The organism is Shewanella sp. SM71 (assembly GCF_025653905.1).
Lineage (GTDB): Bacteria > Pseudomonadota > Gammaproteobacteria > Enterobacterales > Shewanellaceae > Shewanella > Shewanella oncorhynchi.
The window spans coordinates 26,149-42,162 of record NZ_JAKKRW010000020.1 but is presented as its reverse complement, the minus strand read 5'-3'; the positions used below and the strand labels follow the sequence as shown (position 1 = coordinate 42,162).

The following is a 16,014-nucleotide window of genomic DNA, read 5'->3' as shown; positions in this document are numbered from 1 at the left end:
GTGGCTTTAGTGTGGGTGGATTTAATCATCACTAAATCAATTTAGCCGCAAATAAAAAGCGCGGGTTCATGACAGAACCCGCGCTTTTTTACTCAACAATGTGTTTGATTACATTATCCGAATGGATCCACTACGCGCTTATGCTTTTGGGCCTGCATTGCGGATAGCGTCTGACACTTGATACTTAGCGAAGTTTTTAGTGAAAGCTTCGGCCAACTTCTGGGCGTATTCGGCATATAGCGCTTTATCGCCCCAAGTGTTGATTGGATTGAGTAAATTGCTGTCTACACCACTTACTGCCACAGGAACGGCGAGGTTCAAGGTGTCTAAGTGGACGGTTTCAACATCTTTCAATTCACCGCTGACAATCGCATCGACGATGGCACGGGTGGTTGGGATGTCAAAACGTTTACCTACACCGTGTGGGCCACCAGTCCAACCAGTGTTGACTAAGTACACTTGGCTGCCGAAGGACTCAATGCGCTTCATCAACAGTTCTGCGTACACGCCAGCAGGGCGTGGGAAGAAAGGTGCGCCGAAGCACGTTGAGAAGGTGGATTGAATCGCTGAGGTTGAGCCGATTTCAGTCGAACCCACTTTGGCGGTATAGCCAGATAAGAAGTGGTATGCCGCTTGTTCTTTGGTCAGGATAGAAACCGGTGGTAATACGCCAGATACGTCGCAGGTTAAGAATACAACCGCATGTGGCTCAGCGCCGCAGTTGTCTTCTTTACGTTGGGCGATGTGCTCCAGCGGATAGGCTGCGCGGGTATTTTCCGTTAGGCTACTGTCTTTGTAGTTAGGTACGCGGTGTTCGTCCATCACGACGTTTTCAAGCACAGTGCCGAAACGAATCGCATCCCAAATCACGGGCTCATTCTTCTGGCTTAAATCGATACATTTGGCGTAGCAACCGCCTTCGATGTTGAATACGCCGCCGGGTGCCCAGCCGTGTTCATCGTCACCAATCAGGAAGCGTTTTGGATCGGCAGAGAGTGTGGTTTTACCTGTGCCAGATAAACCGAAAAATAGCGTAGTGTCGCCATTTTTACCTACGTTAGCCGAACAGTGCATAGGTAGCACGCCTTGGGCTGGCAGTAGGAAGTTCTGCACTGAGAACATAGACTTTTTCATTTCGCCAGCGTATTTCAGGCCAGCAAGCAGCACTTTACGTTCGGCGAAGTTTAAAATCACGGTTGCATCTGAGTTAGTGCCATCACGTTCTGGTACGCAAATAAAGTCAGGGGCATTGATGATCTGCCACACTGGTTTGTCTTTACGATTAAATTCTTCAGGAATGATAAATAGATTGCGGGCGAACAGTTGGTGCCAAGCGTATTGCGTGGTGACTCGTACTGGTTGGTAATGTTCAGTGTCGGCACCGACTTCGAGATCAGATACAAACAGTTCTTTATCGGCTAGGTAAGCTTCAACCCGTGCCCATAAACCTTCAAAAGCACCTGGATCGAAAGCCTGATTGACTGGGCCCCATTCGATATCAGCTTCTGAACTGGGTTCTCTTACAATGAAACGATCGCCAGGTGAGCGACCGCTGCGAGCGCCTGTTTTAGCAACTAATGCGCCATTGGCTGTCAATTCCCCCTCGCCGCGTAGCAGGGCAAATTCGACAAGTTGTGCTGTTGAGGGGTTAAAGTGAACGCGGTTTAATCCATCCGCCATAGTGAGGTCTCCATTTGATTTGTAAGGTTATTTTAATATCGATCGTCTGCCGATTTAATTTTATTTATCGCCTGAGTCGTGCTAGGTGACAAAGTGAGGGCGATTGTAGCCTAAGCCGAGTGCAATGTGTGAGGGGATTATAGGTATGAATAAAAAATGGGCGCCAAATAGGGCGCCCATTTTTTAGCTGTAGTAGTTTTACTGCTGGGTTGTTGATGTCTGACCGTTAGCAAATAAGGTTGCTACGTCTATGGCATCAAAGGTGTATTTAGCGTGGCAATATTCGCAACCCATTTCTATCTTGCCATCTTCGGCCAGTATGGCTTCGATTTCTGCTTGATCTAAGGTTTTGATCGCGCCGGCACTGCGTTCATAGGAACAAGTGCATTTAAAGCTCACATCGATAGGATCAAATAAGCGTACTTCTTCCTGATGATAGAGGCGATGTAACACGCTTTCTGCATCAAGAGTAAATAGCTCTTCGGCCTTGATGGTCGACGTCAGTTGGCTCAAGTGTTCGAAGTCGGCGTTGTGATCTTGCTGGCTTGGCAGAATTTGTAGGAACATGCCCGCCGCTTGTTTGCCGTCGGCAAATAACCAAATTCCAGTAGGTAACTGCTCAGATTGATTGAAGTATTCTTCAACACAGGCAGCAAGCGTTGGCTTGTCTAGTGCAACGACACCTTGGTAGCGTTCACCTTCGTCGGGTGTTAAGGTGATGACCATATAGCCTTGGCCGAAGAGTTCTGTGAGGCTAGCATCATCGGCGAGTTCAGCATTCCAGCGAGCCACACCGCGTAACTCTTGTAAATTGTTACCGTTGATCACCGCTAAAGAAACAGGGCCGTTGCCTTGTAACTGTACGCTGATATCACCGCTAAATTTCAATGTAGCGGTTAATAGTGAGGTGGCTGCCATTAATTCACCCAGTAGCACTTGCAGTACGGCTGGGTATTCTTGGGCGCTGATCACTTGTTGATAGCTGTCTTGTAACTGCACCAGTTCACCGCGCACATCGGCATTATCGAACAAGTAGCGGTGTAAAGTATCTTGGTTCATCGTGTATCTCACTGTTAAAGGTCTTTAAAGCGCATGAGCTGGCGTCGTTGCTTTTTATCTGGTTTCTGATCGGGTATCGGGTTATTGAGCATGTGGAGGCGTCGTTGCTCAGCATTAATGGCCCGTTTAGCCAGACTTGTCGCGGTTTCTTCGTACAATTCTTGTGCAATCGCACCACTTTGGCGTAATTGCGATAATTTTTTTATGACGATCTCTTTATCGTCATATCCTTGGCGTATCTTAAGGACGGCGCCTATCTCGGCATTCCTACTAGATTTGGCACGCTGGCCGTTGTAATGTACTTTGCCGCCGTTAATCATTTCTTTGGCGATGGCACGGGTTTTATAGAAACGTGCAGCCCAAAGCCACTTATCGAGTCGAATGTCTGTTTTATCGCTTTGACCTTGAGTCATAGTGTCTCCAGCTAAAAGATCGATGAGTTCACATGCCGAGCAAGAAAATGCGTGAAGAGCATTTCTATTATGTTAAAGGGTGGCGTGCTTCACACCCTTTTATGGCGGGCAAAGTTAGCATAATTGGCCTATTTTCGCCAATTTGAATGCTGTTATGGGCTTGTTGCCAAATGCTGCCTAGGTTAGCATGAGACGGTAATCGCCTAATTATTATAATCAGAACAGAGACCTGTATCGAGGGTCCACATAAAATATGGATTTATTAGATAAAGTTATCGCAAAAGCCATTGGCATGCCCCATAAGCCCTTAAGCCGGATAGTCTTCTGGTTGGGTTTTATTGTGATCATGTTGTTAGCCGCGCAAATTACATGGAAATTAGTGCCTACTCACTCATCTGCCAGTGCTTGGTCGCCAACGCCCGTAAGCGTGAATGGCAAAGGTGCCGGTCAGGTTGATCTTGCGGGTCTGCAGCAGCTTGGACTCTTTGGTAAGGCGGATGCGACATCTGATAAACCTAAAGTCGAAGTCGTTGAGACTGTGACCGACGCGCCTAAGACCACACTCTCTATTCAGCTCACTGGCGTTGTTGCATCGACAGCAGATCAGAAAGGCTTAGCGATCATTGAGTCAAACGGCAGCCAAGAGACCTACAGCTTAGGCGATAAAATTAAGGGCACTTCGGCATCACTGAAAGAAGTCTATGCCGACCGTATTATCATCACTAACGCTGGCCGTTACGAGACATTAATGCTCGATGGCTTAGTTTACACTAGCCAAAGCCCAGCCAATCAACAGTTACAACAAGCTAAGACTAATAAGACTGGCTCGGCAGTGAGCCGTGTTGATCAACGTAAAAATGCCGAAATCTCCCAAGAACTCGCCGAATCCCGCACCGAATTGTTAGCCGACCCTAGTAAGATCACCGATTATATTGCCATTTCGCCTGTCAGACAGGGTGACGCTGTGGCGGGATATCGCTTGAATCCAGGGAAAGACGCCAATTTGTTTAAGCAGGCGGGTTTTAAAGCTAACGATTTAGCCAAATCGATTAATGGATACGACTTGACCGTAATGAGTCAAGCGTTAGAAATGATGAGCCAATTACCTGAGTTAACTGAAGTTTCTATTATGGTTGAGCGGGAAGGACAATTGGTTGAAATCATGTTTAGTTTGCCGCAATAACACGCGTTAGAGGAAAGAAAAAGAATGAATAACAAAAGGATTCGACGCAAGCTGATTGCTGGGGTTGTTGCGGGTGCAGCCATGTTCTCCTCCCAATTCGCTTGGTCTGAACAGTATGCGGCCAACTTTAAAGGCACGGATATTCAAGAATTTATCAATATCGTTGGTAAAAACCTGAATAAGACCATCATAGTTGACCCGACAATTCGCGGCAAAATCAACGTTCGCAGTTATGATCTGTTGAACGATGAACAGTATTACCAGTTTTTCCTCAACGTCTTACAAGTTTACGGTTATGCCATTGTTGAGATGGAAAATAACGTTATTAAAGTCATTAAAGACAAAGATGCCAAAACCGCAGCAATTCGAGTCGCTAACGATAACGACCCCGGCCTTGGTGATGAAATGGTGACGCGTATCGTGGCCTTGTATAACACTGAGGCCAAGCAATTAGCGCCGTTATTGCGCCAACTTAATGATAATGCGGGTGGCGGCAACGTAGTGAACTACGACCCTTCCAATGTCTTGATGTTGTCTGGCCGTGCTGCTGTAGTGAACAAGTTAGTCGAAATTATCCGCCGAGTGGATAAGCAAGGCGATACCTCGGTGCAAGTGGTGCCGTTAGAATTTGCTTCTGCGGGTGAAATGGTACGAATTATCGATACCCTTTATCGTGCTACCGCTAACCAATCTCAATTGCCAGGCCAAGCGCCAAAAGTGGTTGCTGACGAACGTATCAATGCCGTGGTCGTGAGCGGTGATGAGAAGAGCCGCCAACGTGTGGTCGAGCTTATCCATCGTCTCGATGCCGAACAAGCCAGCACAGGTAACACAAAAGTCCGTTATCTACGTTATGCCAAAGCCGAAGATTTAGTTGAAGTGCTGACCGGTTTTGCCCAAAAGTTGGAAGGCGAGAAAGATCCGAGCGCTCAGGCTGCGGGTGGTGGTAAACGCCGTAATGAAATTAATATCATGGCGCATACTGAAACCAACGCCTTAGTGATCAGTGCTGAACCTGATCAGATGCGTACTATCGAGAGCGTGATTAATCAACTCGACATCCGCCGTGCTCAAGTGTTAGTTGAAGCGATTATCGTGGAAGTGGCTGAGGGCGATAACGTTGGCTTCGGTGTGCAATGGGCGGCTAAAGCGGGCGGCGGCACTCAGTTTAATAACTTAGGCCCAACCATAGGTGAGATTGGCGCTGGTGTATGGCAGGCACAGGGGGAAAAAGGCTCATCAATCACAACGCTTGACCCTGAAGGAAAGCCCGTAGTGACCACCAACCCAGACAAGCGTGGTGATGTTACCTTACTTGCCCAAGCCTTAGGCAAAGTTAACGGTATGGCTTGGGGCGTGGCCATGGGCGACTTTGGCGCCTTAATTCAAGCAGTGTCGAGTGACACTAACTCAAACGTACTGGCAACGCCTTCTATTACGACCTTAGATAACCAAGAAGCCTCATTTATTGTGGGTGACGAAGTGCCTATTCTGACAGGTTCTACCGCCAGCTCGAGCAACAGCAACCCATTCCAAACCGTTGAGCGTAAAGAGGTTGGGGTTAAACTGAAAGTGGTGCCACAGATCAACGAAGGCAGCTCAGTTAAGCTGACGATTGAACAAGAAGTTTCTGGGGTTAACGGTAATACAGGCGTGGATATTTCCTTCGCGACTCGTCGCTTAACCACTACCGTTATGGCGGATTCTGGTCAAATTGTGGTACTCGGTGGTTTGATCAACGAAGAAGTACAAGAAAGTATACAAAAAGTACCGTTCTTGGGGGATATCCCTATTCTAGGACATTTGTTTAAATCTTCTTCGAGCAAAAAAACGAAGAAAAACCTCATGATCTTCATCAAGCCAACGATTATACGTGATGGCATCACGATGGAAGGGATTGCTGGACGTAAATATAATTATTTCAGAGCATTACAGCTTGAACAGCAAGAGCGTGGCGTTAACTTAATGCCTGATACTAAAGTGCCTGTACTAGATGAATGGAATCAGTCTGAGTATTTACCACCTGAAGTTAACGAGATTTTAGAGCGTTATAAAGAAGGTAAAGGTTTAGAGACCCAGATGCGTAAAACGGATCCAACGCTCAAAACGCTCGATGAAAACAAAAACAAAGATAAAACCAATGAGTGAAATTCAACTATCCCAAGTCGATGACCTCAGTCAAGTCTCTAATGAGCTAGGCCTTGAAGCTGAAGGTGATGAGGTATTTCGTTCGAGCAGTAAAGAGCGTTTACCTTTTGCCTTTGCACACCGCCACGATGTGGTGCTCGCGCTGGGCGAAACGGGCGAGTTAAGCTTGTTCTATACGAGTAAAACACCCTTAACGGCTATGCTCGAAGCGCGGCGTTATTCGGGTGTTGATTTGCCTTTGGTTAAGCTCGAAGTCGCAAAGTTTGAGGCCAAACTCACTCAAGCATATCAGGCGAACTCGTCTGAAGCGCAGCAGTTGATGGAAGACATAGGCAACGAGATGGATTTATTCACCCTTGCCGAAGAGCTGCCGCAGACCGAAGACTTACTTGAAGGTGATGATGATGCGCCTATCATCAAATTGATTAATGCCTTGTTATCTGAAGCGATTAAAGAAGAAGCGTCGGATATCCATATCGAAACCTACGAGAAACAGCTTGTAGTGCGGTTCCGTATCGATGGTGTGCTCAAAGAGGTCCTTAAGCCAAACCGTAAACTGTCGTCGCTGTTAGTCTCGCGGATTAAGGTTATGGCTCGCCTCGATATCGCCGAAAAACGTGTGCCACAGGATGGCCGTATTTCGCTGCGTATCGCAGGTCGTGCGGTGGATGTGCGGGTATCGACTATGCCATCGAGCCACGGTGAACGTGTTGTACTGCGTCTGCTGGATAAAAATACTGGCAACCTCGATTTAGAGCAATTGGGGATGACCGACAGTATTCGGGTTAAGTTTGAAGATCTTATTCGTCGCCCTCACGGGATCATTTTGGTGACTGGCCCAACGGGCTCGGGTAAAAGTACCACTTTGTATGCGGGTTTGACGGAGATCAACTCCAAAGACACCAACATACTCACAGTAGAAGACCCTATCGAATACGAGTTAGACGGTATCGGTCAGACCCAAGTTAACACTAAGGCCGACATGACCTTCGCCCGTGGTCTGCGCGCTATTTTGCGTCAAGACCCCGATGTCGTGATGATAGGCGAGATCCGCGACCTCGAAACCGCGCAAATTGCGGTACAAGCGTCACTCACTGGCCACATGGTGATTTCAACCCTGCATACCAACACAGCGTCTGGCGCGATTACACGTTTGCAAGACATGGGCGTAGAGCCTTTCCTCGTGTCTTCAAGTTTACTCGGCGTGTTGGCTCAACGTTTGATCCGAACCCTTTGTCCTAAATGTAAAATCGAGCATGTGCCCGATGCGCGTGAGCGTGAGTTGCTGGGCATAGCCGCTGATGATGACAGGCGTATTTTCCGTGCCAATGGTTGTAAATCCTGTGGTAACAATGGCTACCGTGGTCGAACCGGTATTCATGAGCTATTACTGGTTGACGATAATGTGCGTGAATTGATCCATGGCGGCCGCGGAGAGTTAGCCATCGAAAAGTATATTCGTCAGTTTGTACCGAGCATTCGTCACGATGGCATGAGCAAAGTGCTCGCGGGCATCACCACTCTCGAAGAAGTGCTACGTGTGACTCGCGAGGAGTAATTTATGCCAGCATTTGAATATAAGGCACTGGATGCCAAGGGAAAGCAGCTTAAGGGCGTGATTGAGGCGGATACCGCCAGACATGCCCGCAGCCAACTGCGCGATCAGCGCATGATGCCCTTGGAAATACTGCCTGTTACTGAAAAAGAAGCCAAAGCTAAGAGCAGCAGTTTTTCGTTTTTCAAACGTGGCATTTCAGTTGCTGAATTAGCTTTGATCACCCGCCAAATTGCGACCTTAGTGGCCGCGGGTTTACCGATTGAAGAATCCCTTAAAGCCGTTGGTCAGCAGTGCGAGAAAGATCGTCTCGCGAGCATGATCATGGCGGTACGTTCTCGGGTGGTGGAAGGTTATAGTCTGGCCGATTCCTTGGCTGAATTTCCGCATATTTTCGATGATTTATACCGTGCCATGGTGGCCTCGGGTGAAAAGTCCGGTCACTTAGAAGTGGTGCTTAATCGGTTAGCAGATTACACAGAGCGACGCCAACAGCTTAAATCTAAGCTGACCCAAGCCATGATTTATCCCGCGGTTTTGACCACAGTGGCGATAGGGGTGATTTCAATCCTGCTAGCTGCGGTTGTGCCTAAAGTGGTCGGACAGTTTGAGCACATGGGCGCGGAGCTTCCCGCCTCGACCCGATTTTTGATCTCGGCCTCTGACTTTGTTCAAAACTATGGTGTGTTTGTGGTCATCGCCTTAGTGCTGCTGTTCGCACTCTTTCGGCGCATGTTAAAGTCACCTGCGTTTCGGATGAAGTACGATAATTTTTTATTGAGCATGCCGGTTGTTGGCCGCGTGAGTAAGGGATTAAATACGGCGCGTTTTGCGCGGACGTTAAGTATCTTATCCGCCAGTTCAGTGCCTTTGCTCGATGGTATGCGTATCGCCAGTGAAGTGTTGCAGAATATGCGAGTGCGCGCCGCAGTTGACGATGCGACCGCACGCGTGCGGGAAGGAACTAGCTTAGGTGCAGCGTTGACTAATACTAAGTTGTTTCCGGCTATGATGTTATACATGATTGCGTCGGGCGAGAAGAGTGGTCAACTTGAGCAGATGTTAGAGCGGGCCGCCGATAACCAAGACAGGGAATTCGAAGGTAACGTCAACATAGCATTGGGTGTATTCGAGCCTATGCTGGTGGTCAGTATGGCGTGTGTTGTGCTCTTTATCGTGATGGCAATTTTGCAGCCAATTTTAGCCTTGAATAACTTGATTAGCGGTTAATTTTTGAATTTATGGATTATGACCAAGTCGATTGGCATAGGATTTTTTAGGAGAAGTAGTCGATGCAAATGAACAAGAAACATCAAGGTTTTACCTTACTCGAAGTGATGGTTGTTATCGTGATTTTAGGGATTTTAGCCTCTATGGTTGTGCCTAACTTGATGGGTAACAAAGATAAGGCTGACCAACAAAAAGCCGTGTCTGACATAGTTGCACTCGAAAATGCCTTAGATATGTATAAGTTAGATAACGGTGTCTATCCATCGACCGAACAAGGCTTAGAAGCATTAGTGCAAAAGCCTACGATTTCGCCTGAGCCACGTAACTACCGTGAAGATGGTTATGTAAAACGTTTGCCAGAAGATCCATGGCGCAATAACTACCTGTTGTTAAGCCCTGGCGAAAACGGCAAGTTAGATATTTTCAGTGCAGGCCCCGATGGTCAACCAGGTACCGAAGATGACATCGGTAACTGGAATTTACAGAATTTCCAATAAGATGCTAAAGCTGCGTCACGCTGGTTTCACCTTAATGGAGGTGATGCTAGTGATTTTGTTGATGGGGCTCACGGCTGCGGCCGTGACTATGTCTATCGGCAATTCTGGGCCGCAACAGGCCTTAGATAGAACGGCGCGGCAGTTTATTGCGGCCACTGAAATGGTGCTTGATGAAACTGTTTTAAGTGGCCAGTTTATTGGTATTGTGATTGAGAAAACTAGTTATCAGTTTGTTTTTTATAAAGAAGGTAAGTGGGAGCCTTTGGATAAAGACAGACTCTTATCTGAAAAGCAAATGGAGCAAGGGGTTGAGCTGAACTTAGTGCTCGATGGTTTACCTTTGGTACAAGAGGATGAGAAAGACGATTCTTGGTTTGAAGAACCGCTGATTGAACCCTCTGCCGATGATAAGAAGAAACACCCTGAGCCACAGGTCATGCTATTCCCGAGCGGTGAAATGAGCGCTTTTGAGCTGACGTTTATCGCTAAAACTAACAAAGGCCAGCAGGCCGAAACGTTAGTGATCGGTGATGCGCTGGGCAGATTAACCATAGGGCGCCCCGATGAAACGCGTTAAGGGCATGACCCTACTCGAAGTGATTGTGGCCCTTGCCGTATTTTCGATTGCGGCCGTGTCTATCACTAAAAGTTTGGGCGAGCAGATGGCAAACATGCCGATTCTGGAATCGCGCACTTTGGCACAGTGGGTGGCTGATAATCAGATGGTCGATGCCAGACTTGATCCACAGTTTCCTGAAATCGGTAAAAAAGAAGGTCAAGTTGAGCTCGCAGGAAAGGATTGGTATTGGCGTAAAGAAGTGGTGAAAACGACGGACGATAATTTTCGTATGATCCGCATTAGTGTGAGTGAAGACGAACGATATCAGCGTATTGCCGCACAAGTGAGCAGTTATGTCCTTAAAACTAACTAGTGCGCAGCGGGGATTCACCCTGTTGGAAATGCTGATCGCCATCGCGATTTTCGCCATGATAGGTTTGGCTTCTAATGCGGTACTCAGCACAGTGCTGACTAACGATGAAGTGACGCGCGCTTTTTCAACTCGGCTTAAAGCTCTACAACAAGGCTTTGGTGCGATTGAGCGTGATCTCGCGCAAATGGTGGCGCGCACGCCAAGATTACTCGAAGGTGGTCGAGGTTCGACCGTCTTCCAAACGGGCAATGATATCTTAGATTCGGAATCAGAAGCCTTAGTGTTTTACCGCTTAGGCTGGTTAAATCCCGACGGTTTATTACCGCGAGGCAGCTTACAGTCGGTGGCGTATGTGGTGCATGAAGGGCGGCTGGAACGTTGGTATTTTCCTTATCCTGAGCCTGAATTTGGCGCCGAGCCGATTAAGACAGTGATTATCGACAAAGTGCTGTCGGTGGAATATTCCTTCTTCATGGAAGACAAGTGGGAGCGTAAAGTCGAGGCGACTAAGTTGCCTAAAGCGATCGCCATGGAGATTGAGATTGAAGGTTTAGGCAAGATCCAACGTAAGTTCTTGTTGCCGCTGGGTGCTGTTGCACCAGAAAAGTCTAAGGATGACGATAATAAAGACGAAAATCCTGACGATACGAACAAAGATAAAGACAAAGATGGAGATGGAGTCGATGATGGCTCGGGGAACGATCCTGGTGACGGTTCTGGTGATCCAGGTGATGGTGACCCTGAAGACGAGGGTCGCGAATGAGAACCCAATATCGGTCTAAACAGCGCGGTGTCGCACTGATAGTTGTGCTCTTGATAGTTGCCATGGTGGTGATCATCGCGACAAATATCACTGGCCGTAATCAGTTATCCATGCGTCGAACGTTGAACTTGGCCCAGTACGATCAAGCCTATTGGTATGCTATTTCTGCCGAAGAACTGGCGAAGAAGATTTTAAAACAAGATTTAGACGACTCGGAAGGTCGGGTCCACAGGCAACAATATTGGGCCATGGCCGATGTTGTGTTTCCGGCGGAATACGGTGAAATTGCTGGCAAGATCACTGATATGCGCGCCTGTTTTAACTTAAATGCCTTGTCTGTGACCACGAAAGAGGTGGAAAACAGTCAACCTAAGCTGCCGCTGGCGGCGAAGCAATATAAGGCCTTGTTGGTGAGTTTAGGGATGGACGACTTTAGTGCGGACCGTCTGACCCAGACCTTAAAAGATTATATCGACGAAGACACCACTGCTAGCCCTTATGGTGCCGAAGATGCGGAATACGAAGCGCGAAATGTGCCTTACCGTGCGGCCAATACGCTGATGAATCATCGCAGTGAATTACGGGCAGTGATGGGATACACCCAAGATATCTATTTGAAACTCTTGCCCTATGTATGCGTTATCCCAGGCAATGACAGGCAATTACTGAATGTGAATACCTTGGAAGTCGAGCAAGCGGCACTGTTAGCTGGCATGCTCGAAAATCAGATTTCGGTAGGCGAAGCAGAAAGTATCATCAACCAACGCCCCGGTGATGGCTTTGCCAAGATAGATGATTTTTATGAAAGCTCATCCATGGGATCGATCAAGTGGGAAGGTGCCATGAAGTCGAGCTTTGTCATCGATAGCCAATATTTTTTATTGGCCTCGGGGGCGAAGGTTGATAACGCCGTATTTAGAATGGAAAGTGTGCTCAAAAAGAGCGGCGGCAATAAAATGGAAGTGCTCACCCGTCAGTTTGGTGGCCAAAAATAATGGCAGTGCTCACCCGTCAGTGTTTGATGTTGGTGGACAAAAATAATGGCAGTGCTCACCCGGCAGGGTTTGATGTTGGTGGCCAAAAATAATGGAAGTGCTCACCCGGCAGAATCTGGTGGACAAAAATAATAGCAACGAGCTCAGTCACGCTTTCTTGACTGGGACTGGTGGAGAAAAACTGTGAGTGAACGGCTATTTATTCGCTTAGGCAGAACAGCAGAGCAAGCGTGCTCTTGGCTCGTTTGGTCGGAGCAAGAACAGGAAATTATCGCCTCTGGTGAGCTCGCCAATGCCCAAGGTTTGTCGACCTTAACCGAGCGTGCGGGCAATCGTCCCGTCGATGTGTTAGTGCCCGCCGCGGCAATGACACTCACTAGTGTGCATTTGCCCGAAAAAGGCCAACGCCAAGCCTTGAAAGCCTTGCCTTTTATGCTCGAAGAAGCCTTAGCCGATGATGTCGATGCCATGCATTTTACTGTTGGTCCACGTGACGGTGATGCCTTAAGCGTGGTCGCCGTGGCCCATGAGCAAATGCAGACTTGGCTGAGTTGTTTGACCGAAGCGGGTTTAAAGGTGAAGCGCATCGTACCCGACTGCTTAGCCTTACCATTGCAAGAGTGCCAATGGGCGGCAATGAATTTTGGTAATGAACTATTACTGCGTACCGGATTCGCCACAGGCCAGAGTTTACCTTTGCCTTGGTTACCGATTGCGCTGGAGCAACTTAGGCCTGCACAGGGCGAAGTGTCTGTCGCCAGTTATACCGATATGCAACTCGAAGGTGTTGAGCTTAAGCCGCAGTCACTTGAGCTACCTATGTTAGTGTTAGCCCGTGGTATTTTGCATGCGCCAGTGAATTTACTGAGCGGCGTTTACACGCCGAAGCGTGAATACAGCAAACAGTTGATGATGTGGAAGAGCGCTGCCATCGTTATCGCCATCGCTTGTGTGCTGGCCTTAGTGAATAAAGGGCTGACTATACATCAAGTCAATGGTCAGGTTGCCGATCTTAAAGCCCAGAGTGAATCCATTTATCAGCAAGTGATCCCGGGAAATTCGCGCATTGTTAACCTACGTTCGCAGATGGAAAGTCAGTTACGTGCATTGCAGGGACAGGGTAGTGGTGCGGAGTTTTTTGCCATGCTCGATGGTTTACAGGATGCCTTTAAGCAAGTGCCTGAACTTAAACCTAATAGCTTAAGATTCGAAAGCGCGCGTAACGAGATCCGCATGCAAGTGAGTGCGAAAAATTACGCGCAGATCGAGAAGTTTAAAGAGATTGTCGGTCGTCGTTTTCAACTCGATGGCGGCACTATGAATAGCGGTGAAGAGCAAGTCACCAGTACCTTAACCTTGAGGAGCAAATAAGATGGATAATTTGCGGACTTGGTGGCAAGGGCTCGCATCGCGCGAGCAGCAATTAGTGGGCTTTTGCTCGGTATTCTTAGTTATAGGTATTTTTTATTGGGGTGTTTGGACGCCGATTGCCAATGCTGAAGCCGATGCATTACGTAACCTCAATGCACAGCAACAGACGTTGAACTATGTAAAACAAACGGCGAATAAAATAGCGAGTCTTAAGCAGAACGGTGCTAAGCCGACTACGTCGGGCAGTTTAAGCTCAGTGGTTAATCAAACTGCGGGCAATTATGGGTTAGTGATTACTCGCATGCAGCCCCAAGGCGATAAGATCCAAGTGTGGATGGACGATGTTCCTTTTGATGCCTTGTTAGGTTATTTGAGTGAGTTAGTACAGAAGAAAGGACTTTCACTCGAAAGTGTTGATTTGGCTGAGGCCGATGTACCTGGCTATGTCAAAGTGAGACGTATCCAATTAGCGCAATAAATTAAGGTGTAGCTGTGAGTTTGATAAAAAAAGTCATCATAGGCGTACTGATTTATTTAATATTTTTAGTCGTTCTATTCCCCGCTAAGATTGCGATAGCATTAGCCCTATTGCCCGCGAATATCAGTGTTTCGGGTGTGAGTGGCAGTATTTGGTCTGGCAGCATAGAAACCTTAAGTATGCCGCAGCGCCAGGTAGAGCAAGTGCGTTGGGATCTGAGTCCTTGGGCGCTATTTTTAGGTAAAGTGAAAGTGGATTTTCAAGTGGGCAGCCGCGCAACACCTGTCAGTGCTAAGGGATTAATTTCTTGGTCTATGGGAGGCTTAAGTGCGCAGGGTTTACGTTTCGAAGCGCCAGATAGCTTTTTACTCGGCAATGCAAAACTGCCTTTTAAAACCGAAATATCCGGTGAAGTTAGCCTATTAGTCGAGACGTTAGAGCAAGGTAAGCCTTGGTGCGAGCAGCTGTCTGGTAAGCTGTTTTTGAATCAAACCAATGTTAAAAACCAGTTTGGCAACTATCCACTAGGCAATATCGAACTCGGCCTTAGTTGCGTTGATGGCAAAGCGCAATTAGCCACAGATGAAGCCAAGAACCAGCTTGGTATTGTTGGTACCTTACAGTTAGATGAAGGTAATATGGTGAAGGTTGAGGCTAAGATTAAAGAAACGGCAGAGCAACCAGAAGATATGCGTGAGTCGCTGAATATTTTAGGTAAGCGTGGTGCGGATGGCTATTTCCCTGTGGTATATCAGGGGCGGATCCCTGGGTTATAGCGCTGTTTTAGATGAGCACTTAAACTTAATGTGAGTGCTCAGATGTGAAGGCCGTAATGCGAGAGTTGCATTAAATGTCCGATCATAAAACAATGCGATGAATAGAAACGAAGGCACCTTAGGTGCCTTTTTTATAGTCTTTTTTATCGCGTTAGATCAGTCAGTAGTGAGTGATAGTCGGTAATCGCGGGGAAATCGTGAAAGACTTTGATTGGTTTTTTACTGTCTGGGTTAGCAATCCCCAATTGATGGCCCACGCCAGCAAGTTTAGCGGCCTTGAGTATGGCTTCGCTGTCGTCGATAAAGAGACAGCGACTTGGCTCAAGTTGAAACTTTTCAAACAAGGTGAGCCAGAATTGTGGGTGTTCCTTAGGGTAACCTGTCTCGTGGCTGGAGATCATGGCATCGAGCCCTGCGGCCAGCTCGGTATGTTCAAGCTTTAAGGCAAGACTCTTGGGATGCGCATTGGTCACTAAGATGCGCCGTTTACCCGCAGAGGCCAAGGCCGTTAAAAATGGCATGCTGTCTTGGCGCAGTTGAATACGATCCACTAAAGTGCGGTGCAAGCCCATAATGTCGAGCTGCAGTTGCTCCTGCCAATAATCGAGACAGTACCAATCGAGTGTGCCTACGACTTTCTCATAGGCATTCACAACTAATTGCTGCGCTTCGTTGTGGCTCACACCTTGTTGTCGACTCAATTCCTGCGGTACTAAATTCAGCCAAAAATGATTGTCGAAGTGCAAATCCAATAGGGTGCCATCCATATCGAGCAGAACCGTATCGATAGTCTTCCAGTTAAACATGGGTATTTCCTATTTTTGCAAAACTGAATCACGCTTAGCATTGATTGTTGCACTGCGTAATACTCAGTGATGACGATGATTCGAGTCACTTGTATGCTCAAATCTTTGTGCTAGTCTTGGATGATTAA

The 16,014-nt window shown here is 47.5% G+C and carries 16 protein-coding genes; 12 read left to right on the top strand and 4 right to left on the bottom strand.

Going from position 1 to position 16,014, the window contains the following annotated elements:
• Window positions 1-138 precede the first annotated feature (138 nt).
• From L5L97_RS17875 to hslR, 3 genes are all read right to left on the bottom strand, one after another.
• The gene (locus L5L97_RS17875; protein WP_263183182.1) at window positions 139-1,680 is read right to left on the bottom strand and encodes a phosphoenolpyruvate carboxykinase; all 1,542 of its coding nucleotides are present in this window, start codon (window positions 1,678-1,680) and stop codon (window positions 139-141) included.
• Between the two features lie 198 nt (window positions 1,681-1,878).
• The gene (gene hslO, locus L5L97_RS17870; protein WP_263164041.1) at window positions 1,879-2,739 is read right to left on the bottom strand and encodes an Hsp33 family molecular chaperone HslO; all 861 of its coding nucleotides are present in this window, start codon (window positions 2,737-2,739) and stop codon (window positions 1,879-1,881) included.
• A 14-nt stretch (window positions 2,740-2,753) separates the two neighbouring features.
• On the bottom strand, window positions 2,754-3,152 hold the full coding sequence (gene hslR / locus L5L97_RS17865) for a ribosome-associated heat shock protein Hsp15 (RefSeq protein ID WP_011848177.1): 399 nt from the start codon (window positions 3,150-3,152) through the stop codon (window positions 2,754-2,756).
• A gap of 253 nt (window positions 3,153-3,405) precedes the next feature.
• On the opposite strand from hslR, the gene gspC reads away from it, so the two are divergent.
• The 12 genes from gspC (at window position 3,406) to L5L97_RS17805 (ending at window position 15,080) form a co-directional block, all read left to right on the top strand.
• Entirely contained in the window at window positions 3,406-4,335 is a 930-nt protein-coding gene (gene gspC, locus L5L97_RS17860; protein ID WP_263183180.1) for a type II secretion system protein GspC, read from the top strand.
• A 24-nt stretch (window positions 4,336-4,359) separates the two neighbouring features.
• Window positions 4,360-6,483, top strand: coding sequence for a type II secretion system secretin GspD (gene gspD, locus L5L97_RS17855; protein ID WP_131525236.1), 2,124 nt, complete (start codon window positions 4,360-4,362; stop codon window positions 6,481-6,483).
• Entirely contained in the window at window positions 6,476-8,041 is a 1,566-nt protein-coding gene (gspE, locus tag L5L97_RS17850) for a type II secretion system ATPase GspE (protein ID WP_105250994.1), read from the top strand. The genes gspD and gspE overlap by 8 nt, the downstream gene beginning before the upstream one ends.
• A gap of 3 nt (window positions 8,042-8,044) precedes the next feature.
• Complete coding sequence (gspF, locus tag L5L97_RS17845) at window positions 8,045-9,268, top strand: type II secretion system inner membrane protein GspF (RefSeq protein WP_105250995.1); 1,224 nt, start codon at window positions 8,045-8,047, stop codon at window positions 9,266-9,268.
• 62 nt (window positions 9,269-9,330) lie between these two features.
• Complete coding sequence (gene gspG, locus L5L97_RS17840) at window positions 9,331-9,765, top strand: type II secretion system major pseudopilin GspG (RefSeq protein WP_105250996.1); 435 nt, start codon at window positions 9,331-9,333, stop codon at window positions 9,763-9,765.
• A 1-nt stretch (window position 9,766) separates the two neighbouring features.
• Window positions 9,767-10,342: a type II secretion system minor pseudopilin GspH gene (gene gspH / locus L5L97_RS17835; protein ID WP_263183238.1), complete on the top strand. Its 576-nt coding sequence runs from the start codon at window positions 9,767-9,769 to the stop codon at window positions 10,340-10,342.
• Complete coding sequence (gene gspI, locus L5L97_RS17830; protein ID WP_105250998.1) at window positions 10,329-10,697, top strand: type II secretion system minor pseudopilin GspI; 369 nt, start codon at window positions 10,329-10,331, stop codon at window positions 10,695-10,697. The genes gspH and gspI overlap by 14 nt, the downstream gene beginning before the upstream one ends.
• On the top strand, window positions 10,678-11,460 hold the full coding sequence (gene gspJ, locus L5L97_RS17825) for a type II secretion system minor pseudopilin GspJ (RefSeq protein ID WP_105250999.1): 783 nt from the start codon (window positions 10,678-10,680) through the stop codon (window positions 11,458-11,460). Before gspI ends, gspJ begins: the two co-directional genes overlap by 20 nt.
• Window positions 11,457-12,455: a type II secretion system minor pseudopilin GspK gene (gene gspK / locus L5L97_RS17820; RefSeq protein WP_263147059.1), complete on the top strand. Its 999-nt coding sequence runs from the start codon at window positions 11,457-11,459 to the stop codon at window positions 12,453-12,455. Before gspJ ends, gspK begins: the two co-directional genes overlap by 4 nt.
• A gap of 183 nt (window positions 12,456-12,638) precedes the next feature.
• Window positions 12,639-13,826 (top strand): type II secretion system protein GspL, encoded by a 1,188-nt coding sequence (gene gspL / locus L5L97_RS17815; RefSeq protein WP_263183176.1) that lies wholly within the window; start codon window positions 12,639-12,641, stop codon window positions 13,824-13,826.
• Between the two features lies 1 nt (window position 13,827).
• The gene (locus tag L5L97_RS17810) at window positions 13,828-14,304 is read left to right on the top strand and encodes a type II secretion system protein M (protein ID WP_105251002.1); all 477 of its coding nucleotides are present in this window, start codon (window positions 13,828-13,830) and stop codon (window positions 14,302-14,304) included.
• Window positions 14,305-14,318: 14 nt separating this feature from the next.
• Window positions 14,319-15,080 (top strand): type II secretion system protein N, encoded by a 762-nt coding sequence (locus tag L5L97_RS17805; protein WP_263183173.1) that lies wholly within the window; start codon window positions 14,319-14,321, stop codon window positions 15,078-15,080.
• 143 nt (window positions 15,081-15,223) lie between these two features.
• Here the strand turns inward: L5L97_RS17805 and yrfG are convergent, their stop codons facing one another.
• Window positions 15,224-15,886, bottom strand: a complete 663-nt coding sequence (gene yrfG / locus L5L97_RS17800) for a GMP/IMP nucleotidase (protein ID WP_263147052.1) — start codon at window positions 15,884-15,886, stop codon at window positions 15,224-15,226.
• Between the last annotated feature and the right edge of the window lie 128 nt (window positions 15,887-16,014).

What these genes read in the sequence shown, in the direction of transcription:
- L5L97_RS17875 (WP_263183182.1), bottom strand. Translation starts at nt 1,680, where the DNA reads ATGGCGGATGGATTAAACCGCGTTCACTTTAACCCCTCAACAGCACAA.
- hslO (WP_263164041.1), bottom strand. Translation starts at nt 2,739, where the DNA reads ATGAACCAAGATACTTTACACCGCTACTTGTTCGATAATGCCGATGTG.
- hslR (WP_011848177.1), bottom strand. Translation starts at nt 3,152, where the DNA reads ATGACTCAAGGTCAAAGCGATAAAACAGACATTCGACTCGATAAGTGG.
- gspC (WP_263183180.1), top strand. Translation starts at nt 3,406, where the DNA reads ATGGATTTATTAGATAAAGTTATCGCAAAAGCCATTGGCATGCCCCAT.
- gspD (WP_131525236.1), top strand. Translation starts at nt 4,360, where the DNA reads ATGAATAACAAAAGGATTCGACGCAAGCTGATTGCTGGGGTTGTTGCG.
- gspE (WP_105250994.1), top strand. Translation starts at nt 6,476, where the DNA reads ATGAGTGAAATTCAACTATCCCAAGTCGATGACCTCAGTCAAGTCTCT.
- gspF (WP_105250995.1), top strand. Translation starts at nt 8,045, where the DNA reads ATGCCAGCATTTGAATATAAGGCACTGGATGCCAAGGGAAAGCAGCTT.
- gspG (WP_105250996.1), top strand. Translation starts at nt 9,331, where the DNA reads ATGCAAATGAACAAGAAACATCAAGGTTTTACCTTACTCGAAGTGATG.
- gspH (WP_263183238.1), top strand. Translation starts at nt 9,767, where the DNA reads ATGCTAAAGCTGCGTCACGCTGGTTTCACCTTAATGGAGGTGATGCTA.
- gspI (WP_105250998.1), top strand. Translation starts at nt 10,329, where the DNA reads ATGAAACGCGTTAAGGGCATGACCCTACTCGAAGTGATTGTGGCCCTT.
- gspJ (WP_105250999.1), top strand. Translation starts at nt 10,678, where the DNA reads ATGTCCTTAAAACTAACTAGTGCGCAGCGGGGATTCACCCTGTTGGAA.
- gspK (WP_263147059.1), top strand. Translation starts at nt 11,457, where the DNA reads ATGAGAACCCAATATCGGTCTAAACAGCGCGGTGTCGCACTGATAGTT.
- L5L97_RS17810 (WP_105251002.1), top strand. Translation starts at nt 13,828, where the DNA reads ATGGATAATTTGCGGACTTGGTGGCAAGGGCTCGCATCGCGCGAGCAG.
- yrfG (WP_263147052.1), bottom strand. Translation starts at nt 15,886, where the DNA reads ATGTTTAACTGGAAGACTATCGATACGGTTCTGCTCGATATGGATGGC.